This is a genomic window from Alginatibacterium sediminis, from assembly GCF_003610775.1.
GTDB classification, from domain to species: Bacteria; Pseudomonadota; Gammaproteobacteria; order Enterobacterales; family Celerinatantimonadaceae; genus Alginatibacterium; species Alginatibacterium sediminis.
Window position 1 is genome coordinate 273873 of record NZ_RAQO01000009.1, and the last position, 21860, is coordinate 295732.

The 21860-nt window shown below is 45.4% G+C and carries 18 protein-coding genes; 4 read left to right on the plus strand and 14 right to left on the minus strand.

Annotated elements, in window-relative coordinates; all coding sequences use genetic code 11:
* Nucleotides 1–103: 103 nt before the first annotated feature.
* Both btsR and DBZ36_RS17560 read right to left on the minus strand, forming a co-directional pair.
* Entirely contained in the window at nucleotides 104–853 is a 750-nt protein-coding gene (btsR, locus tag DBZ36_RS17555) for a two-component system response regulator BtsR (RefSeq protein WP_120356269.1), read from the minus strand.
* The gene (locus DBZ36_RS17560; RefSeq protein WP_120356270.1) at nucleotides 850–2550 is read right to left on the minus strand and encodes a sensor histidine kinase; all 1701 of its coding nucleotides are present in this window, start codon (nucleotides 2548–2550) and stop codon (nucleotides 850–852) included. Before DBZ36_RS17560 ends, btsR begins: the two co-directional genes overlap by 4 nt.
* 237 nt (nucleotides 2551–2787) lie before the next feature.
* Between DBZ36_RS17560 and DBZ36_RS17565 the strand changes: the two genes are divergently transcribed.
* Both DBZ36_RS17565 and DBZ36_RS17570 read left to right on the plus strand, forming a co-directional pair.
* Nucleotides 2788–3312, plus strand: coding sequence for a TetR/AcrR family transcriptional regulator (locus DBZ36_RS17565; protein WP_120356271.1), 525 nt, complete (start codon nucleotides 2788–2790; stop codon nucleotides 3310–3312).
* Nucleotides 3309–4358, plus strand: a complete 1050-nt coding sequence (locus DBZ36_RS17570) for an alcohol dehydrogenase family protein (RefSeq protein ID WP_120356272.1) — start codon at nucleotides 3309–3311, stop codon at nucleotides 4356–4358. Before DBZ36_RS17565 ends, DBZ36_RS17570 begins: the two co-directional genes overlap by 4 nt.
* A 97-nt stretch (nucleotides 4359–4455) precedes the next feature.
* On the opposite strand, the gene fis is transcribed toward DBZ36_RS17570, so the two are convergent.
* The 8 genes from fis to DBZ36_RS17610 all read right to left on the minus strand — a co-directional run bounded on the left by fis (nucleotide 4456) and on the right by DBZ36_RS17610 (nucleotide 11327).
* On the minus strand, nucleotides 4456–4752 hold the full coding sequence (fis, locus tag DBZ36_RS17575) for a DNA-binding transcriptional regulator Fis (protein ID WP_120356273.1): 297 nt from the start codon (nucleotides 4750–4752) through the stop codon (nucleotides 4456–4458).
* A 29-nt stretch (nucleotides 4753–4781) separates the two neighbouring features.
* Nucleotides 4782–5738 carry a tRNA dihydrouridine synthase DusB gene (gene dusB, locus DBZ36_RS17580; protein ID WP_120356274.1) on the minus strand — a complete coding sequence of 319 codons (957 nt, stop codon included), beginning with the start codon at nucleotides 5736–5738 and terminating at the stop codon, nucleotides 4782–4784.
* A gap of 211 nt (nucleotides 5739–5949) precedes the next feature.
* The gene (gene prmA, locus DBZ36_RS17585) at nucleotides 5950–6834 is read right to left on the minus strand and encodes a 50S ribosomal protein L11 methyltransferase (RefSeq protein WP_120356275.1); all 885 of its coding nucleotides are present in this window, start codon (nucleotides 6832–6834) and stop codon (nucleotides 5950–5952) included.
* Nucleotides 6835–6903: 69 nt separating this feature from the next.
* Entirely contained in the window at nucleotides 6904–7299 is a 396-nt protein-coding gene (locus tag DBZ36_RS17590; RefSeq protein WP_120356276.1) for a hypothetical protein, read from the minus strand.
* A gap of 112 nt (nucleotides 7300–7411) precedes the next feature.
* The gene (gene accC / locus DBZ36_RS17595) at nucleotides 7412–8752 is read right to left on the minus strand and encodes an acetyl-CoA carboxylase biotin carboxylase subunit (protein WP_120356277.1); all 1341 of its coding nucleotides are present in this window, start codon (nucleotides 8750–8752) and stop codon (nucleotides 7412–7414) included.
* A 15-nt stretch (nucleotides 8753–8767) separates the two neighbouring features.
* On the minus strand, nucleotides 8768–9217 hold the full coding sequence (gene accB / locus DBZ36_RS17600) for an acetyl-CoA carboxylase biotin carboxyl carrier protein (RefSeq protein WP_120356278.1): 450 nt from the start codon (nucleotides 9215–9217) through the stop codon (nucleotides 8768–8770).
* Between the two features lie 28 nt (nucleotides 9218–9245).
* The gene (aroQ, locus tag DBZ36_RS17605; RefSeq protein ID WP_120356279.1) at nucleotides 9246–9695 is read right to left on the minus strand and encodes a type II 3-dehydroquinate dehydratase; all 450 of its coding nucleotides are present in this window, start codon (nucleotides 9693–9695) and stop codon (nucleotides 9246–9248) included.
* A 249-nt stretch (nucleotides 9696–9944) separates the two neighbouring features.
* On the minus strand, nucleotides 9945–11327 hold the full coding sequence (locus tag DBZ36_RS17610; RefSeq protein ID WP_120356280.1) for an MATE family efflux transporter: 1383 nt from the start codon (nucleotides 11325–11327) through the stop codon (nucleotides 9945–9947).
* A 176-nt stretch (nucleotides 11328–11503) separates the two neighbouring features.
* Between DBZ36_RS17610 and DBZ36_RS17615 the strand changes: the two genes are divergently transcribed.
* Nucleotides 11504–12349, plus strand: coding sequence for an AraC family transcriptional regulator (locus tag DBZ36_RS17615; RefSeq protein ID WP_120356281.1), 846 nt, complete (start codon nucleotides 11504–11506; stop codon nucleotides 12347–12349).
* Here DBZ36_RS17615 and DBZ36_RS17620 read toward each other — a convergent pair.
* The 4 genes from DBZ36_RS17620 to DBZ36_RS17635 form a co-directional block, all read right to left on the minus strand.
* A complete protein-coding gene (locus tag DBZ36_RS17620; RefSeq protein WP_120356282.1) occupies nucleotides 12346–13260 on the minus strand; it encodes a hypothetical protein in 915 nt (304 codons plus the stop codon). The two genes, DBZ36_RS17615 and DBZ36_RS17620, sit on opposite strands and share 4 nt — an antisense overlap.
* Nucleotides 13261–13515: 255 nt before the next feature.
* Nucleotides 13516–15468: an acetate--CoA ligase gene (gene acs, locus DBZ36_RS17625; RefSeq protein WP_120356283.1), complete on the minus strand. Its 1953-nt coding sequence runs from the start codon at nucleotides 15466–15468 to the stop codon at nucleotides 13516–13518.
* 237 nt (nucleotides 15469–15705) lie between these two features.
* Nucleotides 15706–16314 carry a 3'-5' exonuclease gene (locus DBZ36_RS17630; protein ID WP_147395042.1) on the minus strand — a complete coding sequence of 203 codons (609 nt, stop codon included), beginning with the start codon at nucleotides 16312–16314 and terminating at the stop codon, nucleotides 15706–15708.
* A 2-nt stretch (nucleotides 16315–16316) separates the two neighbouring features.
* Nucleotides 16317–18116: a DUF294 nucleotidyltransferase-like domain-containing protein gene (locus DBZ36_RS17635; protein ID WP_120356285.1), complete on the minus strand. Its 1800-nt coding sequence runs from the start codon at nucleotides 18114–18116 to the stop codon at nucleotides 16317–16319.
* A 194-nt stretch (nucleotides 18117–18310) separates the two neighbouring features.
* Here DBZ36_RS17635 and DBZ36_RS17640 point away from each other — a divergent pair, with 194 nt between their 5' ends.
* Entirely contained in the window at nucleotides 18311–21820 is a 3510-nt protein-coding gene (locus DBZ36_RS17640) for a hybrid sensor histidine kinase/response regulator (RefSeq protein WP_199711915.1), read from the plus strand.
* Nucleotides 21821–21860 lie beyond the last annotated feature (40 nt).

Here is a 21860-nt window from a genome sequence, read left to right on the forward strand (position 1 = left end):
TTATTTAATTGTGTGAATTATAGCTCTGTGGGTATTAGTAAACGGAAATATACCGACGCAAGCGGTTGAATATAGCGTTGAACGGTTCGGGAAATTTAGATGGCTAGAGCCCAAAGTGATCTTTGATGACCTTAAAATAGCGGCGGCTAACCGGTAACTGAGCGCCGCTTTTGGTAAAAAGAACGGCACCACCATTGTCCTGCAGCGATATTTCTAGAATTGCATCCACGTTGACTAAGTGTTGACGATGACATCGCAGTAAAGGTGATTTATCTTCGAGCACTTTTAAGGTGAGTTGAGTATGGTTTATGCCTTGTTCCGTGACCACATGTACGCCACTTAAGTCACTTGAGGCATATTCTACGTCCTCTAAGCGGATTAATTTTACTCGTTGTTTAAAGTAACAGGGGATTAAGCGCAGTGGCTGATCTTTGAGCATGCTTTGCAGGCTTGGCTCACTAGTTGAATTATGATGTGTAGCACTATCTTTAGGTTTTGGTAAGCGCTCTTTGAGGCGCTGTATCGATTTCGACAAACGCTTTGCATCAATTGGCTTTAGCAAGTAATCAACTGCGTTTTGTTCAAAGGCATCTAAGGCAAATTGGTCGTATGCTGTCACAAAAACAATGGCTGGGCTGTTACTTGGATCCAACATATTTGCCATTTCTAAGCCGCTTATCTGCGGCATTTCAATATCTAAGAACAAAACATCCGCGTTGAGATCTTTTAGATGCTTTAAGCATTCCACAGCGTTTCCATAGCTTGCAATGACTTCAATATCAGTAAACGGCTCTAGCATCTCAAGCAGTTGTTCTCGTGCCAAAGGTTCGTCATCAACGATCACGGCTCTCATTGTTTTGTCTCCTGTGGTATCGATACAATCACTCGGGTGTATTGACCTGGCTCGCATTCTATTTGTAGAGCGTAGTTCACACCAAAGGCGTTACGTAATCGAGTGTCTACAATGTGCAAACCCAAGCCTTCAGTGCTCGCTTGTTTGGGTTTCTGATAGAGGCCTGCGTTGTCCTCAACTACAATTTGATTTAGGCCGTTGTGATGGCGGCTATAGATAGTAATTTCTCCGGTTTCGAGTAAGTGAGCAGTGCCGTGTTTGATGGCGTTTTCAACCAAGGGTTGCAAGGTAAAGGTAGGCAGTTCCAAACTCAAAAAGTGCTCTGCTATATGTTGCTTAATCACCAAACGGTCCGCAAAGCGAACCTGCTCAATATGCAGATAGGCATTGACGTGCTCAAGCTCACTGCTAAGCAAACTGGCTTGATGGTTGCGTTTTAAGTTGATGCGTAAAAACAAGGCCAAGTCTGCAATCAACTCGCGTGCAGAACTAGCGTCCTTTTTAACGACAGCGCTTATGGTGTTAAGCGCATTAAATAGAAAGTGCGGGTTGATTTGAGCTCTGGCAAGTTTGAGTTCAGCTTCTGTCAGTAGTTGCTGCTGTTGTTGTAGCTGACTATCTCGCAGTTGTTCGGCAATCACTTTCGCGATACCTTCACCAAGAGCCCGATTAATATGTAAAAACAGCCGTCGCTTGGATTCATATAACTTCACCGTACCAATCACTTCATTTTCACGTCCTCGAATAGGGACTACTAATGAAGAGCCTAAGGGACATTTATCGCTGCCGCTGCATTGATAGGGTTCTTCGACACCATCGGCAAAGACCACTCGGTTTTCTCGAATGGCTTGGTAGGTTTGTTGAGAGCTGATGGGTAGGCCAGCCTGATGGTGATCACTTGCCAAGCCTGTAAAGGCAAGAATTTGCTTGGTATCGGTGATGGCCACCGCTGAGACGCCAGTTTCTTCATGAATGATATTCGCAATTCGCACCGCATCTTGTTGCCGAAATCCAAAATGAAATACACCGACCATACGCTGAGCCAAATTCAAGGCCTTGGCCGAGGAGTGGCTACTAAACTTGTCATATAAACGCCGGCGGTCTCGGATCATCATCATAAATAGAGCGGCGCCAATTGCGTTGGCGACAATCATGGGCAGCGCTATTTTACCAACAAGGTCGAGCGCTTGTTCAAAGGGCTTGGCTATTGAGAGAATAAGGCCCATTTGCATTACTTCAGCCAGAAAGGTGGCGATAAAAGCGATGCTTGGGCTAAACAGATGTTCATTATGATGACTGCGGCGACGGATCCATAGGTGAAATAAACCACCTACAAGGCCTTCTAATGTGGTTGAGATAGCACATGCCAGATCAGTAAAGCCTCCCATTGAATAACGGTGCATTCCACCGGTGAAGCCAACTAACACGCCCAGCACCGGCCCACCAAATATGCCGCCTAATACCGCTCCAACCGCGCGAGTGTTGGCAATCGCATCATCAATGGCTAATCCAAAATAGGTGCCCAAAATGCAAAAACCTGAGAATAGACAATAAATGGTTAAGGTATTAGGCAGACGTGGTGACAAATTCGTGAGGGGTAAAAATGCCGGAGTTTTACTCAGAAGGTAGGCTATCACCAAAAAAACACTCATCTGCTGCGCTAAAGATAAAAGAAGAGAGAGATCACTAACAAGCATTAGTCGCCTTAGCCTCGAAGGAGTTGAGAGTAAAATGGTGCAATCCACACCCAGCAATTGTAATCACTGTTATGTTAGAAAAACCTCTACAAGCTCAAACTAGAGCGCATTTATCAACGAAAGATATATAGCGAACCAGAATTAAATCTTAGTTTGTGACAGGTGAAACCGATCATTGACAAGGTAGAGTGTTCGCTCTACCCTTAGGTAGAGTAAACATTCTACCTAAGGCGTGTCGTGTTAAAAGAACAGATCGCAGCAAAGCTGGAGCATGCCTTTAGCGCGCATGGTTTTGCGACGCTTAGTATTGCTCAGTTGCAACAACATAGCGGTGTTAGTTTGCGCACTCTATACAAATACTATCCATCAAAAGAAGCAATGACTGTTGCTGCGCTTGAGCATCGTCATCAGCGTTACATTGCTTTTTTGGAGCGCGAGCTGCCTGATGATCCCTTGCAAGCCACGCAGCAAATATTTACCAAGCTTGAGCTATGGATGAACAAAGATGCACCCAATGGCTGTTTATCAAACGTGGCATTGGCTTCTTTTCCTGACGATCCTCAAATTCTATATGCGGTACAGCAGCATAAGGCGCAGATATTAGCGCTGTTTGAAAGCTTGGTACTCGATAAGCAACAAGCGTCGGCAATTTATTTGCTACACGAAGGTGTGACCAGCGCATGGCCTGTACTAAAAGATCGAGCAAGCTTGGCCGCTCAAACGGTTATTTTAAAGCTATTTGACGAGGTAAAGTCGAGATGAACATTCCAAAAGTAATGAAGGGAATTGAGCTACTGGGCTACGGTGATAGTGCGCAGCAACGTCATAGTAACGCAATACCGGTACCAAAACCTGAACGTGGCGAAGTACTGATACGAGTTAGCGCCGCAGGGGTTAACAACACCGACATCAATACACGAATCGGCTGGTATGCCAAAACCGATGATTTAAGTAATCAGGGAACGTGGTCAGGTGGTGCGATGGACTTTCCTCGAATACAAGGCGCTGATGTATGCGGCGAGATAGTCGCCGTTGGTCCGCAAGTCGAAAGTAATAGAGTTGGAGAGAGGGTTATTATTGAACCTTGTCTTCAAGAGTCCAAAGGCGAGCGACTTAAGACACCGTGGTATTTTGGCTCTGAGTGTAATGGTGGGTTTTCTGAGTATACCTGCGTTGCAGCAAGACACGCCTGGAAGGTCGAGAGCTCGATGAGTGACGTCGAGTTAGCTTCATTTCCGTGTTCATATTCAACCGCTGAAAACATGCTAATCAGGTCGCAAGTGTGCTCTAAAGATACGGTTTTAATCTCGGGGGCATCTGGCGGCGTGGGCTCGGCTGCAGTTCAGCTTGCCAAAGCGCGTGGTGCTAGCGTTATTGGGATAACTAGCCCTAGTAAAAACCAACAACTACTTGAGCTAGGCTGTGACCATGTCATCAGTAGAGATGCAGACCTAATTAAGCAATTAGGTGTTAATAGCGTGGATGTGGTAATTGATCTGGTTGCTGGTAAGCAGTGGCCACAGTTTCTTGAAGTATTGCGCCCTGGGGGCCGTTATGCGGTGTCTGGAGCCATCGGCGGGCCCTTAGTTGAACTTGATGTTAGAACACTCTATCTCAAGGACTTAAGCTTCTTTGGCTGCACTGTGTTGGGCTCTGGGGTTTTTAAAAGTCTGATAGAGCATATTGAACAGGGTCGTATTACAGCCCTAGTCGCTAAAACTTTTGCGCTTCACGACATCAATGCGGCACAAGCCTATTTCTTAGAGAAGCAGCATGTAGGGAAGATAGTATTAGAAGTTGGTGAGTAGTTACTTGGTCAATCAGAAATAGCTGTCTAATAGCTACAAAAAAGCCGAAGTGATAAATATCGCTTCGGCTTTTTATTCAAGGCTTAGAAACTAGTGACTAGTTCATGCCGTATTTTTTCAATTTTTTACGTAAAGTGCCGCGGTTGATACCGAGCATGATTGAAGCACGTGTTTGGTTGCCGCGAGTGTACTGCATGACAACATCTAACAAAGGTGCTTCTACTTCAGAAAGGACCAATTCATAAAGCTCAGTAACTTCTTCACCGTCAAGTTGGCCAAAGTAGTTACGCAATGCTTGCTCTACAGAGTCACGTAAAGGACGCTCTTTAACTTCGGTGCTCGTAGCACTGCTAGTCATTGTTGAAAGTGGACTCGTATGGTTTTGCTCAAACATAGTTAATGCTCTTCTTGTTACTTTAAAAATTATTGAAAAAAACGCTCGATTGAAGAAGTTTGTTCATCACAACTCTCCAATCTATTAAAACGCTGCCTAAACTCTTCGGCATGCTGCCAACGTTTTAAGTACCACCCCACATGTTTGCGAGCGATTCTTAAACCTTGTAACTCTCCGTAAAACTGATACAGATTGTTCAAATGACCAAGCATGACGTCTTGTATTTCCACCTTGGTTGGGCCAGCAATATGCTCACCATGACGAAGGTAGTGATTTATTTCTCGAAAAATCCAAGGGTTACCTTGGGCTCCTCGGCCCACCATCACTGCGTCTGTGCCAGTGTAATCAAGCACGTACTTCGCTTGCTCGGGGCTTGTAATGTCACCGTTAGCAACCACTGGCATTGACACTTGTTGCTTAACTGCGGCAATAGTGTCGTACTCGGCATGCCCACGATACATACATGTTCTTGTTCGCCCATGGATTGCTAAAGCATCAATGCCGCAATCCTCAGCTATTTGGGCAATTTCAAGTGCATTTTTCTGCTCTTCACACCACCCAGTTCTTATTTTTAAAGTCACCGGAATCTCGACTGCTCCAACGACTGCTTTTAGGATCTGCCTCACCAAGTCTGGCGATTTCATTAACGCAGAACCTGCAAGTTTTTTATTCACCTTTTTCGCAGGACATCCCATATTAATGTCGATGATCTGCGCCCCATTGCTGGCATTTACTTGCGCTGCATGGGCCATTTCGTCTGGACAACTTCCAGCAATCTGTACACTACGAATACCGCATTCACCTAAATGCGTCATTCGTTGCAATGACTTTTGGCTTGTCCACACCTTTGGATTCGATGACAGCATCTCCGATACTGTTAAGCCCGCACCAAGTTTCCAACAAAGTTGGCGAAAAGGTTGATCCGTGACTCCGGCCATCGGAGCCAATATGACTGGATTTTCCAGCTTATAAGGTCCAATCTGCATGGCGTTACGTGTCTTCACTCACTTAGGGCGGCGTAGTGTACTTTTTTTTGTCGGCCCTGAAAAGGTTATTTATTGAACATTTGTCAAAAAAAGTACTAGATTTTCATTACGTGTTTGTGGCAGGCAAAAATAAGCCTAAGAATTTTTTGATACTTAGGCTGATTATGTAAGGGTTTAGTTATTAGGCCGTTGCGTAAAAGCTTCGATTTGGCTACGCCTTATGTGTTGTACCGGTAATACGACACCATTCGTTGTCGTACTCGATGGGATCAATACTAGCGAAGTCTTTATAAACCTGCGCAACTGAGTCGGCTTGCTCTTCTAAAATTCCAGACAGAGCGAACACACCAGAGGGCTTTAGGTTGGCTAAAATCGGGCCTACAAGCTCACGTAGTGGCGCGGCTAAAATATTAGCTACCACCACATCAGCTACAAAATCTTGCGGATGGTCTTGGGGTAAATAGAGTTCAATTTTGTCACTCACGCCGTTACGCTGTGCGTTATCGAGACTGGCTTGAATGGCCTGGGGGTCGATATCAATTCCGATCACTCGTTCTGCGCCGAGTTTAAGGGCTGCAATGGCCAAAATACCGCTTCCGCAACCAAAGTCCAGCACCGTCTTACCACTTAGATCTAAGCTGTCTAACCAACGTAAGCACAGCGCTGTGGTTGCGTGGGTGCCAGTACCAAATGCAAGCCCTGGATCAAGCATTACGTTAACTGCTGAAGGGTCAGGTACGGGTGTCCAACTGGGGCAAATCCAAAGTCGTTGGCCAAAACGCATGGGGTGAAAGTCTTTCATCCACTCGCGCTCCCAGTCTTTGTCTTCTAAAGGGTCAAGAATGTGATTGTTGGCATTGATAATGCCTTGGGCGCTTAAGGCTTGCAGGATAGGCTGCATGTCGGTGCTAGCATCAAATAAACCCAAGACAACCGTTTGACTCCATAACAAAGTCTCACCAGGCTTGGGTTCAAATACTGGCGTGTCGTGGCGATCAACAAAGGTGACTGATAGTGCGCCAAGCTCAAGAAGTTCATCGCTAATAGCTTCGGCATTATCGTTCTGAGCATCAATTTTGAGTTGGATCCAAGGCATAAGGGTTTCCACTGAGACTGAATGCGCTGAGCCTAGCGGTAAATTGAGTGGATCACAAGTCCAAATGAGCTAGTGCTTTAACAGGTGGATATCGAGATCTGCGTGCTGCGAACCATGACGGTTTTGATAGCGCTTGGTAAGCAGCCAGCAGCCATAGCCGATTATGGGGGCTGCGAACACATAAGCGATTGATTGTTGGCTAAGTGCGGCGGCGCATAGCGACAAAAATACCCAAACAAAGGGGATGAACTCATAGATGAACTCGGGAATAAGAAATTGAGAGCGGGGTAGGATTGGATCTTTGCGACGATAGTTAGAGCGCATGATCCAGATCAGGGCACCTAAACTGTAAAGAATGCCAGCAAATCCAGCCCATAACCAAGATTGACCAAAGCAAATACCCAAAGAACCCAGAGCGAAGTAGATCCAAGGTAATAGCTCATAGAAAGGCTTGCTAAGATTCATAGACTCAGGTGCTCGAATAATGTATCGGTACTTTGAGTATAAGAAAGATTATAGATTTTGCTAAAAACGCAAAAGGCTAGCGTAAGCTAGCCTTTACAATTGCTGCGAACCTTTAGAGTCCAAGCTTTTTCTCTAGATAATGAATATTAGCACCGCCATGCTGGAAGTTTTCATCTTCCATGATTAGCTGTTGAAGTGAAATATTAGTTTTTATTCCCTCAATGACGAGCTCTGAGAGTGCGTTCTTCATACGTGCAATGGCAATATCGCGATTCTCGCCATAAGTGATCAACTTACCTATCATTGAGTCATAGTATGGCGGAACGGTATAGCCTGTATACAGGTGAGAATCCCAGCGTATTCCAAGACCACCTGGAGCGTGAAAACGCGTCACTTTACCCGGTGATGGAATAAACGTTTCTGCGTCTTCGGCGTTAATTCGACATTCAATCGCATGCCCAGCAACTCGAATATCGCTTTGAGCAATCGATAATGGATGACCGGCCGCAATACGTAATTGCTCTTTGATTAAGTCGATGCCGGTAACCATTTCCGTAACCGGGTGTTCAACTTGAATTCGGGTGTTCATTTCTATGAAATAAAACTCGCCGTTTTCATACAAGAACTCAAAGGTACCTGCGCCGCGATATTCAATTTCAATACAAGCACGCGTACAACGCTCACCGATGGCTTTGCGCATATCAGCGGTGATGCCTGGTGCTGGCGCTTCTTCCACAACTTTTTGGTGACGACGTTGCATGGAGCAGTCGCGCTCACCTAGGTGAATAGCATTGCCTTGGCCATCGGAAAGAATTTGCACTTCAACGTGGCGAGGATTCTCTAAGTATTTTTCCATATAGACGATGCTGTTATTGAACGCAGCAGCGGCTTCAGCACGGGTCAAAGAAATTGATGAATTAAGCTCTGACTCGTTACGTACAACCCGCATTCCGCGACCACCGCCACCACCAGCAGCTTTAATGATCACCGGATAGCCAATACGTTTGGCGATTGAAATATTACGCTCTTTGTCATCGTCTAAGGGGCCGTCAGAACCAGGTACACAAGGCACTCCTGCTTTCTTCATGGCTCGAATCGCTTCGACTTTGTCACCCATCATGCGAATGGTGTCAGCTTTAGGCCCAATGAAAACAAAACCGCTGCGTTCAACGATTTCTGAGAATTCTGCGTTTTCAGACAAGAAACCATAACCAGGGTGAATGGCTACCGCGTCAGTGACTTCGGCTGCGGCAATAATTCTTGGGATATCTAAATAGCTTTCGGTAGCGGCTGGTTTACCAATACAGACGGTTTCATCAGCTAACAATACGTGCTTGAGTTCGCGGTCGGCTGTGGAATGCACTGCAACGGTTTTAATGCCAAGCTCTTTACAGGCGCGTAAAATACGAAGCGCAATTTCGCCTCTATTGGCGATAACGACTTTATCTAGCATGAGATTGCCTCGATATTATGCGATAACAAATAGGGGTTCATCAAATTCAACAGCATCACCATCTTTGACCAATACTTGTTGAATGGTTCCCGACTTATCTGCTTCGATTTGGTTCATCATTTTCATCGCTTCGACAATACATAAAGTATCACCAGCACTAACATGGTCGCCCACACTTACAAATGCATCGGCATCCGGTGATGCCGAGCTGTAGAAGGTACCAACCATTGGTGAAAGCACTTGATGTCCACTTGGAGCTTCAGCAACGGCTGGTGCAGCTTCAGTAGCTGCAGCTACAGGAGCCGCAGCTGGTTGTGCAACGGGTGCAGCCATATATTGTTGTGGGGCCAAAGCGGTAATTTGACGACTAATGCGTACTGACTCTTCGCCTTCGGTGATCTCTAGCTCAGATACACCTGACTCTTCAACTAATTCGATTAGTTTCTTAATTTTGCGAATATCCATGATGCCCTATCTTTTTATTAGAGTGATTTTAGTCTTGTAGACGCTGAAAAGCAGCCTGCAAGGCAAATTGATATCCCATGGTGCCTAAGCCACATACGACACCTACGGCTTTATCAGCAAGGTAGGAGTGGTGGCGAAAAGGCTCACGAGAATGAACGTTTGATATATGAACTTCGATGAAGGGAATATTTACCCCTAATAGCGCGTCACGCAGTGCAACGCTGGTATGAGTAAATGCACCTGGATTTATCACGATGAAATCTACATTTCCCATCGCTTGATGAATCCTATCGACAAGTGCACCTTCGTGATTGCTTTGAAAAGCATCGAGCTCGAAGTTTTGTTGTTTAGCAAGTTGCTGACAGTTATTGACTACATCAACAAGGGTTTCGTATCCGTAGACATCAGGCTCGCGCTGGCCTAATAGATTAAGATTTGGACCATTTAGAAGTAAAACACTAAATCTACCATCCAACATCGCTGATAATCCCCGAAAACGCGTACAAAATAGAATTTACGAAAGTCTACACGGTTTCAAAAAAACCGGAACCCGAAAAAACTAAAAATGAGTAAGTTATCGTTGAATTATATTCTTTTCGACGGAAATGGCAGCATTTTTCTGGTCTAATCTGTACCAAGTTTGATACAGACTTGCCCACAATCGCCGTGGCTACAGCGATTGCAGGAAATTAGAAACAGTGCATATTTGACTGATTTAGTGGTTGATTTAAGCTTGATTCGGCGTGGCGACCAAGTTTCGTAGCCATTTTTTCTGATGCATACGCCAATAACATAGGCCACATTTCACCACTTCTTCGCTTAGTGCAATACAAAATGCAGTCACTAAACTAACTTCAAAGACTAAAATCGCAACCGAGGTCAATAGAAGTCCGACTCCCCATTGGCAGATGACATCTGACATTAAGCAGAAGTTATTGTCGCCGCCACTACGAAGCACACCATTGATCAGCACCATATTTAATGTTCGTAGCCAAACCGTCGCCGCCATGATGACTACAAGTTGATTAGCGAGTTCTAAGGTTTCGGGTTCAAAATTTCCGAATAAACTCATTAGGGGTTTGCTCAAACTCCAGATTGCAAATCCTAAAACAATGGCTGCAATTGGGCTGACGAGTAAGGTGCGTTTAGCATCGCGCCAAGCTAAGGCAAACTCGCTCGCGCCAAGTTTATTCCCAATTAGGATTGAACAGGCGCTAGAGAAACCCATAAAACAGGAGATTGCCATTCCCTCGAGCGGGCTAATCAAACTAATGGCTGCCAACGCTTGAGTTCCAAGTCGGCCGTAAAGCGTCGCAAAAGCAAATACTCCAATTGACCAAACGGTAAAGTTAACGACGAGCGGTGTAGCCAGCTTGATGAGTTGTTTGGCTTCGCTAAGCCGCATTTCTAGTAAACCAATAGCGCTCGCTTTGAGCAATGGATGGCGACGTTTTGCTAGCCATACAACAAAGATAAGTAGTTGCAGTGCTCTAGCAATTACAGTTGCAACACCGGCACCTACAATTCCCATCGGTTCAATTAGACCATCAACACCAAAGATCAAGACTTGGTTTAGTCCGATGTTAGCGATTACGGCAATGACGCTGACATATAGCGGCAGGCGAGTTTCACCGCTTGCGCGCAAGCCAGCTTCTAACAATATGATTGGTAATACAAACAACAACATCGGAGCGGTATGGTAGATGTAATCGATCCCAAGGGCTTGAAGTTGAGCATCAGTACTCGCAAGCGACATGATATTGTCTGCACTGGTAAAGAACAGACTTAGTAAAATGACATTAGCGATAGTACCCAGGGCCAAGCTTAAACCTAAGGTGCGACCTATGGCTGACCAGTCTTTACGTCCCCAGTGCTGGGCGCATAAGATTGATGCCGCGGTGGCAAAACCAGCTAAAACTAAAATTGCGACGAACATTGATCGGCCAGCATAACCAACGGCGGCGACTTCGGCTTCGCCAAGATTGGCAACCATCATTACGTCAACTAAGCCTAGCAGGCTTAACAGTACGGATTGCAGCGATATTGGCCACGCCAAAGACCAAAAATGACCTAGCCAGCGGCTTTTTGATTGATTAATTGTTGTTGGCATAAGGCCCTCGTAAATGTGAACTTGGTGCAAATTGAGCTATCTAGCCATTTAGGGCTTCACGAGGAATCTTTATTGGCTTGTCTCTTTTAATTGGCGGTGATTCTAGTAAGTTGCTGGCTTTTCGCACATAATCAAAACTATCTAATTCATGTTCAAAACTATCATTTTGGAAAATAATGTGGCGTGATGAGCTAAATATAGGCCCGCGCTGTGTTGAGCGCTTTCTAACCACCGAGGCTTTACCGGAATTGCAACAAGTTGGAATTAACTTGGCAGGTATATCGGTGCTACGCGAAGAGTACCTTGTGAGCCGTAAAAACCCACAAGAGCATTTAGCGCTGTTAACTCTTTCTGGCGAAGGGCAACTACATGTGCCTTCAGGTAGTCAATTACTAAAAACAGGGCAGCTATTGATTCTTCCACTGGGGCAGGCTTATTCTTTCGAAATAAAAGCAGCCCATTGGCGACATGTTTGGCTGTTACTATCGCCTAAACAACGCTGGCTACAAATTCCAGAATCGGCGCAAGTCAAAACTGTGGAATCGAGCACGGGGTTGGTTTCGAGTATGCAGCTGTTATTACAACAACAGTCTCAACCGCGACAAAATCCACATATCGTTAAATCTTTGGTTGATTTGCTGCAGCGCTATTTGATGACAATGGTCCAAACCAATAAGCCAATTGTTGAGGATAATCCTTTAGTGGCGATCGAGCAGCAAATGCGCAGTGCACTGCACTATCCATGGACAGTACAAGAGATCGCCCGACGGATAAATGTCTCTGAACCCCACTGTTATCGTTTGTTTCAACGCTACTTTCAGATGAGTCCTAAACAGTTTCTGCGACGGCTACGAATGGAGCATGGTGCCTACTTACTACGTGAGTCAGGCTGGTCGCTTGACGTGATTGCAAGCCAGCTTGGATATCAAGATGGCTTTGCATTTTCACATCGTTTTAAGAAATACATGGGGCTATCACCAGCGGCCTTTAGATTAAGGTCCAAGGGTAAAAGCCGCGGCTAGTAGATAGACGTACTTACTAGCGCATTGCCAACCAAAAGTTGCTCTTTAGCAATTTCTTTGGGACCAGAAATAATCACATGCGGTCGAGAGTCTATCATCACGCTTGGACCTTCTAAGCCGCTACGCGCATCTAGTGCCAGCCAAACCGGAGAAGACTCTGGTGAGAGCTGCGATGAATACACCACATACATTGGTAGTTCTGGTGCTAAGTGACTGACTAAAATGGCAAGCAGTAGTGCGCGCTCATCGCTATCAGCCGCTTGCATCATCACTACTTGTGCGGGGCCAGCAAATACGGTGTTGTCTTCTTGTTTGGTATCTAAGCTTGATAACCAATCTAGTGCATTGTTAAGTGACTCGCGGGGTTTGTCTTCAACTTTGAACTGTAAGGCCAAGGGTTCTAATCGTTTCAGATTGTTATAGAACAAACTTGAGTAGTCGGGTCTCAGACAGGCGCCACTCAAGGTATTGTTGAATACGCAGGGTGCCACATTAAAGAAACGCATAGCATCGCCTTGATACTGCATATAGGCACTCCAGAACAGTTGAGATCCGGGGCTATCGTCGCGGGTGTTAATGGCTTGAGTGATTGAAGGGACTTCATTGCTACTACCCGAATACTGGTGGATAGCTTTCACCGCGTGATTTAGCCGTGGGGTTAAGTAGATTGCCATGGCTTGACGTGGATACTGCAATGTATAGTTTACTCTGAACTGTTCAAGATTGGATTGATAAAGTTCTTCTTGAGATAAACGCAATTTGATTTGAAGTAAATTACCATCCGCACCGGCCCACAACCATTGGTTGTCGTAGGCTTGTTCCGGTCGCTCAGGTAGTTGTAGTGATGCAAAACTAAAAGGACTGATTGCTGCAAGGCAAAACATGAGCATGGTTAAACTTAAATTGCGCATACGTATTTCTCCAATCACTACCGTAATTTCGAAAGTGAAGCCCTAATTGCAGGCTTATTGGCGTAGTGCTATCGAGGCTTTGGCTTTATTATTTTTTATAGTCTAAATTGCCCAAACCCTAATAATAATTAATAGCATTTAAACTCTTAATACGCTAATTACATCACAAAAGTTCATTCGTGCTAAATTCAAGGCGAAAAAAAGCGCAACCTAAGGCTGCGCTATCATTTGTCGTCAGTTATGAACTACTAGTGCTTACTCTAGGCTGCTTTTCTCAGCAATCAAGCGGTCGACAACGGATGGATCTGCAAGGGTTGACGTATCGCCCAATGAGTCGGTTTCATTGGTCGCAATTTTACGTAAAATCCGTCGCATAATCTTACCTGAGCGAGTTTTAGGAAGCGCATCAGCCCAGTGTAGAATATCTGGCGTCGCGATTGGACCTATCTCTTTGCGTACCCACGCTTTTACTTCTTTGTGCAAGGCTGCATCCGCTTCTTCACCTGCGTTTAAAGTGACGTAAGCATAGATCCCTTGGCCTTTAATTTCATGGGGTACACCAACAACAGCGGCTTCTGAAATTTTTGGATGTGCAACCAATGCACTTTCAATTTCAGCGGTGCCCATTCTATGGCCTGAAACATTAAGTACGTCATCAACTCGACCTGTGATCCAAAAATAACCATCTTCGTCGCGACGTGCACCATCACCGGTTGTGTAAACGCCGGGGAAAGTTGAGAAGTAAGTTTGTTCGAAACGCTCATGATCACCGTAAACACTACGCATTTGACCGGGCCAACTATCGCGAATAATCAAGTTACCCGAAGTCGCACCTTCTAGTTCATTACCTAAATTGTCGACTAAGGCTGGTTGTACACCAAAGAATGGCCGCGTCGCAGACCCTGGTTTAAGTTCGGTTGCGCCCGGTAGTGGGGTAATCAAAATACCGCCAGTTTCAGTTTGCCACCAGGTATCTACAATAGGGCAGCGCTCATCACCAATAGTACGGTAATACCATTCCCAAGCTTCAGGGTTGATGGGTTCACCTACAGAGCCCATAATTCTAAGACTAGTCCGCTTGGTTCCTGCAACCGCTGCATCGCCTTGCGCCATTAACGCGCGAATGGCAGTTGGAGCTGTATAAAGAATACTGACTTGGTGCTTGTCACATACCTGACTCATGCGCGAAGCGTCTGGATAATTGGGTACGCCTTCGAACAGTAGTGTGGTTGCACCGTTGGCCAGTGGTCCATAAACTAAATAACTGTGGCCGGTAATCCAACCTACATCTGCAGTACACCAATAAACGTCACCGTCTTGATAATCGAATACGTATTTAAAGGTCATGGCTGCATAAACAAGATAGCCACCGGTAGTATGTAGCACGCCTTTGGGCTTACCGGTAGAACCTGAGGTATAAAGAATGAACAGTGGATCTTCGGCGTTCATTGGTTCTGGGGCACAGTCATCACTGGCAACAGCGGTGAGTTCATCCCACCAGAAATCACGCCCATCTACCCAATCAATATCCCCACCGGTGCGTTTTAGTACGATCACGCTCTTCACGCAATCTACTTCTGGATTGGCTAAGGCTTCATCAACATTGGCTTTTAGTGGAACAGCGCGACCGCCGCGAAGGCCTTCATCCGAGGTGATAACAAACTGACTATTACTATCGATAATTCGACCCGCGAGGGCCTCTGGAGAAAAACCACCGAATACGATTGAGTGCACCGCGCCAATCCGGGTACAAGCTAACATTGCAATTGCTGCTTCTGGAACCATAGGCATATACAGGCAAACCACATCGCCTTTTTTCACACCTTGGGCTTTGAGCGCATTGGCAAAACGACAAACCGCTTGGTGAAGCTGCTTAAAAGTAAGTTTAGAGTCTTGGTTCGGGTCGTCACCTTCCCAAATAATTGCGACTTCATCGCCTCGGGTTGCAAGGTGGCGATCGATGCAGTTAGCACTGATGTTCAGTTGGCCATCTTCAAACCATTTAATGCTGACATGTCCTGGGTCAAAGGAAGTGTTCTTAACTTTGGTGAATGGCTTCATCCAATCAACAAATTTGCGGCCTTGCTCAGCCCAAAATGTTTCTGGATCAGAAACCGAAGCCTGATACATGGCAAGATACTGTTCGTTGTCCAAATGGGTCGTTTGCGCAATATTGGCTTTAACCGGATATATTTTGCTGTCACTCATTGTTCCACTCCTGGGATCTGACAATTATTGTTATGTTTGGCGGCTGTCAAAAGGCTCGCATTTCGACATATTGTCGACAATTAGACTTTCGGGTAATGAATTGTTGAATTAGTGTTATTGCTTTGTGATGCAGCTCACGCGAATGACTAAAGTCTAGGGTCTAGTGAACGTAAACACTAACGTTGGTTAAGGCATCGACAAATAATCTAGAACGCTGTTTTCTGTAAGTAGGCTTTGCTAGCTTGAAGGTCTAGGCCCAAATTCTAAGCGTAAATAGATGAGTGCCGCGGTCAAAGCATCATCCATAGCACTATGTCGACCTTTTAATGGAATTTGTAACTTATTACAGATGTTTTGTAGGTCTTGATTCACCACCATTCCGACATAAGGCACGTGTAATTTGTGGGCATAAAGCTGCCCAACATCTAAAACTGGATTTAGAAAAGCATAGCCAAACAAATCTTGGGTATATCGATTCAAGATGCGTAAATCATAGCGAATGTTGTAACCAATGATGGTTCTTGAGCCAATAAAAGCGAGCAGCTCTAGTAAAGCTTCTTGGATTGGAATACCGTCGGCTAAGTCTTGCGCCCTCAATTGATGGATTTCGATAGAGCTAGCGTTAAGGCTTTTTGGGGCTTCAATGGTGAGCTCTAAACGTTCGCTATAAGTGATGGTATTTCCGCGAATCCTAACGGCTCCAATGGTGAGGATTTCCGCTTTTTTTGTATCCAAGCTGGTGGTCTCGAAATCTAAAGCGATTTTATCGCGATCACCGCTTGGCTCCAACAGATGTGAGTATTTACTATCACGCATCTTCCATTGATAAAATCGTCGACGTAACACCGCTAGTAATCCCTAATTTGAAAGTGATTTGCGAGCACTGTTTTATACTTTTTAACCACGTGAAGTGCATGTCTAAGTAAGTCGCGCTCGCTATGGTTGAGTTCGCGTACGTTGATTTCGTTGCTAGAACGACCACTGGTGTCGCCAAAGCTTTGGCTTAAACGAAGTTTAAAAAACAACAATAAGGCTTCACTTAAATTCTTGGAAAGTTCGCTATCTAATTGTTTTTTCTGAGTCAATAAATGGATTCTGTCTAGAGTATTGGCAGCATAGATGTGGTGTTTTAAGGCCATTGCCCGAACCCCGTGCACGATACTGAATATCCCACCTTTTTTAATATCTAGTAACTGATGTTGTGCTTTTAGCCCACCAAAAAGTGTTAGTGGCGTATTGAAACTTAAAGCGGCCTTAGCAAAAAACGACAGTGCCACATCTTGTCGTCCCATATCTTCAACAATGGCTTTGCGGATTGGTTTTAGTAGGCTTTTGTTTCCGGCAACTGCTAGTGCGTCCCAAAGAATAGCCAGATTCATGCTCGATTCACCATGGCCAGCATCACACCATTGGCGTACGGTATGTAACCACTCACTTTGCGACTTAACCCATTGCGGATTATTGACCATGATCTTGCCTGGGCAAGGAGGATAACCAAGCTCTAGTAAGTGTTCACTAAATAGATTGAGTGCGGCGGGTAGTTCGGGTAAATCGCAGCCATCTTCAATGATAATGCCATTGTCTTGGTCGGTTTTTAGTATTTGCTCTTGGCGACCTTCACTACCCATAACCATGAGGCAAACATGATTTTGGTAGGCTTCAGGTACGACTATTTCGAAAAGCTTGGCAATGATTTGCTCGTTCATTGTGGCTAGCAGTTTCATAATAAAAACGGTGCGAATACCATTGTTTAGTAGGTTTTCAGTCAGCTTGTCGAGGGTAAGAGCTGCTTCTTGTAATTCTTCTACGCTGGTGGCGCGTGCGATTCGCAGTGCCAATACATGCGAGTGGGTCGAAAATAAACTCAGTAAATGAGCCATCTCGATAATGCCAATTATTTTGAGATCGTCCTTTACCACCACCCTTTCAATTTCGTTACGGGTCATCAGTAACATGGCATTAAATAAGAATTCGCCCTTTTGCACACTAATAAGATGGTAGTGGGCAATATCAGCGATCGGGTGACTCAAATCTAAGTTATCCAAGGCCAAGGCATGCAATAAATCGGTTCCGGTTAGCATGCCAATACAGCCATCGTGATCGACAAGCAAGGACTCTACCCGTTGGTCTTTGAGTTGCTGGGTTGCTTGAGCAATGGTTAAGTTACCGTCGACAATAATGGCTTGTTGCACATTACTATCATCGATTTGAGTGAGAATAAATTCGGCTAAATTCTTATTACCTTCCCTAGACTCAACGAGTTGGTGCCGTTGGGCTAAGTCAACCTGAAAGTAATCTCCAAACTCAGGGTTTTCTTGAACCAGCTTCATAAATGTGGTTGTTTTTAGTTTGTAACAAAGACTGTCCTCGAGGGCAATATAGTCATGTTTACAATAGCCGCCGAATTGAGAACGAACATCAAAGTAATCATCTACCGAATATTGGGCGAAGACCTCATCATTATTGTTGGCACGTTCTTCGACGGCACCTTTGATGATGATATGGAAAAACTCGGCGCTTTGGCCACTGCTCAGTATTTTTTCATTAGCTTTAAAATAACTGATATCAAGTCGGTCACTCAGCTGCTCTCGCTGCTGTGGACTTAACTGGCTAAATGGAGGGTGATCAAAGTTAAAGTCTTGAGCCATACTCGGTAATCCATGGTTATTTCTGGTTTACTCGAGACATCAGACACTTATACTCGAGATAGCGAAACCAGTGATTGCACATAGCTTTATTAAACGCAGTGCTGTTGATGTTCACTACACGACTTTAGTCAAAGTTTGAACTTGTCAGTTCTGTTTCGCGTTATGGTTTAGTTCTGATAGGGCATGGAAGCAATATGGTGACTGAAGGTTGGGCTGTTATACCGCTCTCATTATTGTATTTGGGCGTACTTTTTTTAATTGCGTTTTTTAGCGACAAGTTTCCCCAAAAACGCCTGCGCTTGCAGGCCTGGCTGTATAGCTTTTCAATTGCGGTCTATTGTACCTCATGGACGTTCTACGGCACCGTTGGACAGGCTCAAGATCAGTTTCTCTCCTACATACCGGTATACCTGGGCCCTATTATAGTTTTTGTTTTCGGCTGGAAGCTACTTGCGCGCTTGGTCATTATTGCCAAACGCGAACACATTACCACCATTGCTGACTTTATTGCGGCGCGCTACGGCAAGTCGCAAACGCTTGCGGTGGTCATATCCTTGTTGTGTATTCTTGGGATTCTCCCCTACATTGCCTTGCAACTACGTGCGATTGTGATGGGGCTAGACTTGATTGGTGGTGAGTCTATGCGCCAATCTTTAGGTAATATTAGCAGCGCACAAATTGCTCTGATGGTGAGTGTGCTGCTGGCTGTTTTTACCATGCTCTTTGGTACGCGACACATTGATGCGACCGAACACCACCGGGGAGTGATCGTTGCTATTGCCTTTGAGTCCTTGATCAAGTTAGTCGCCTTTGTTGCTGTGGGGTGCTTAGCGGTGTCATTACTTGGGGATGCAAGCATTGAACAGCAGCAACATGTTGTAGAAAAAATTAGTGCTGATTGGGATGGCATTGGGCTTAGTAATATCTCTGATCTCATTTTTTCAACGGTTTTGGCTATGCTAGCGGTAATCTGTTTACCTCGGCAGTTTCATGTCACCGTAGTCGAAAACAATCGTGTCAGTGACCTACGTTTGGCGCGTTGGGTTTTCCCGGGTTATTTGCTGCTACTCGCACTATTTGTGATGCCAATCTCCTTGGCTGGGCAGTTGTGGTTACCTGCGGGAACGCCCGCCGATAGTTACGTGGTGAGCCTGCCACTGTTTACCAATTTTAATACCCTCGGTATGGCCGCATTTATTGGTGGCACATCCGCAGCGAGCGGCATGGTAGTTGTTTCGACTATCGCGCTGGCGATTATGGTGAGCAATGACTTAGTCTTGCCTTTGCTGTTGCGTCGCGGGCGTTTATCCGGCCGCAATTTCGCGAGCTTTAGCGAGCTGTTATTAAACGTTCGCCGTACCACCATATTGGCCATATTGTTACTGTCTTGGGGTAGTTATTTGTTGCTCGGCGAAGTTGATCGCTTAGCCGATATAGGTGTGTTGTCGTTCGCAGCCATTTCCCAATTAGCAATCCCTCTTATCGGCGGCCTGTATTGGCGTGAAGGTAATCGTTCGGGTGTTTATCTAGGCTTGTTATTGGGGATGAGTGTGTGGTTGCTAAACCTGATGCACTTAACCGGACTCACCGCGGTTGAGATTGGTGACAGTTGGTTGGCATTTTTCTTAGAGAGTCCAGAGCTGTTCGGCCATCGAGTCATGTCTGATAGTAATTGGGGGATTTTGCTGAGTTTGTCGATGAACTTAGCTGGATTTATTATCGGTTCGCGTTTGACTAGCCCTGCAGTGTCAGAGCGTTTGCAAGCGATGAGTTTTGTTTCAAATGCTGATAAACGCGGTCAAGCGAGTACCTTGTACCAAAGTAAAGTTAGCGTGGAAGAATTGCACATGCTGACGTCGCGCTTTTTAGGTAGTCAGCGTATTTCAGCAGCCTTCGCTCGTTTTTCTAAATCTCGAGGAGTGACGCTGGCGCCGCACCAACAAGCACCAGAAGATCTGATTGTCGAAACCGAACGACTGTTGGCTGGGGTATTTGGCTCGTCTTCATCGCGTTTAGTTTTAAGTACCGCCTTACAAGGCAAGCAGGTTCAGCTCGAAGAATTTGCCACCATAGCTGAAGAAGCCTCAGAGTTGATGCAATTCAACCGCGACTTACTGCAAGGTGCGATTGAGCATATAGATCAAGGGATTACCATTGTCGATACGGAGCTAAGCATTGTTTCGTGGAATCGTCGTTACATCGAATTATTTGAGTTTCCAGCTGGCTTTATTTATGTGGGTCGACCCATTGAAGATGTGGTGCGCTACAACGCGCAGCGTGGCCTATGCGGGCCCGGTGATTTAGAGCAACAAGTTCAGCGCCGTGTCTCCCATTTACGTCGTGGTAGCGCGCATACATCGTCACGAGAGTATCCTGATGGACGGGTTATTCAAGTTCAAGGTAATCCGATGCCGGGCGGCGGATTTGTAATGACCTTTAGTGATATTTCTACCTTCCGCCAAGCTGAACGCATGCTTAAGCAGACCAACGAAATCTTGGAGGCGCGGGTTGAGCAGCGCACTCATGAACTATCAAACATTAACCAACAGTTACTATCTGCTACTGAAGCGGCGGAAAGCGCGAACCAAAGTAAAAGTCGTTTTCTTGCGGCCGTGAGCCATGACTTGATGCAGCCACTTAATGCGGCAAAACTATTTACTGCCTCACTGTTGGACTCACAATTGAGTAAAGACAGTGACTTTTTAGCCCAAAACATAGATAAATCTTTATATTCAGCTGAGGAGATTATCAGTGATTTATTGGATATATCGCGCTTAGAATCCGGCCGTATTGAACTTAGCGAAGAGCGCTTTGTGATTGGGCAATTGTTAAGGCAGTTGCTGGCTGAGTTTACACCACTTGCGGCGCAACAAGGGGTACGGCTTAAAGTTGTTGAAAGTGATTTAACCGTGTTTAGCGATAGTAAACTGCTGCGACGTATACTACAGAACTTTTTAACCAATGCGCTTCGTTACAATCCAAATGGAAAAGTACTGTTAGGCGTACGCCGTGAAGGTGACTTTATTCGTCTGCAGGTTTGGGATAATGGCCCAGGCATTGAAACTGAGAAACAACAATTAATCTTTAATGAATTTCAGCAAATTGACGCGATGAAGAACCGCAATGCGGAGCAAGGTTTAGGACTGGGTTTAGCAATTGCCAAAGGTTTCAGTGAGCTACTTAATGCACAAATTCAAGTTAAGTCGACGGTAGGTAAAGGCTCAGTCTTTAGTGTACGCGCGCCGATAACGCATGCTTTGCCATTGACCAAAGCCAAAGAAACAGTTGAGGTTGAAATTACTGAGGGGGCTAAAGTTATGTGTATCGATAATGAGCCCGAAATTTTGATTGGTATGGAGAGCTTGTTGGGACGTTGGGGCTATGAGGTGATCTGCTGCGAAGACGAAGATATGGCGCAGGCTGTCATCGATGACGGTTGGAGACCTGAATTGATATTAAGTGACTACCATTTGGATAATGACCAATTGGGGACCGATGTGGTAACGAGCTTGAAACAGCGCTTTAGTTTAGATTGCGGTGCGATTATTATCAGCGCTGATCGGCAGGCTGAATTGATCGACAGTATTCGCGCACAAGGCTATGTCTACTTAAGCAAGCCGCTACGGCCTTTACGTCTGAAGACTCTGTGTCAACAATTGCTACTTCGAGAGCTTGCACCAACCCAGTGGCTTTCAAAAGACTAGTTTGCAGTAAAAGACAGCCAGCAATGCTGGCTGTTTGAAG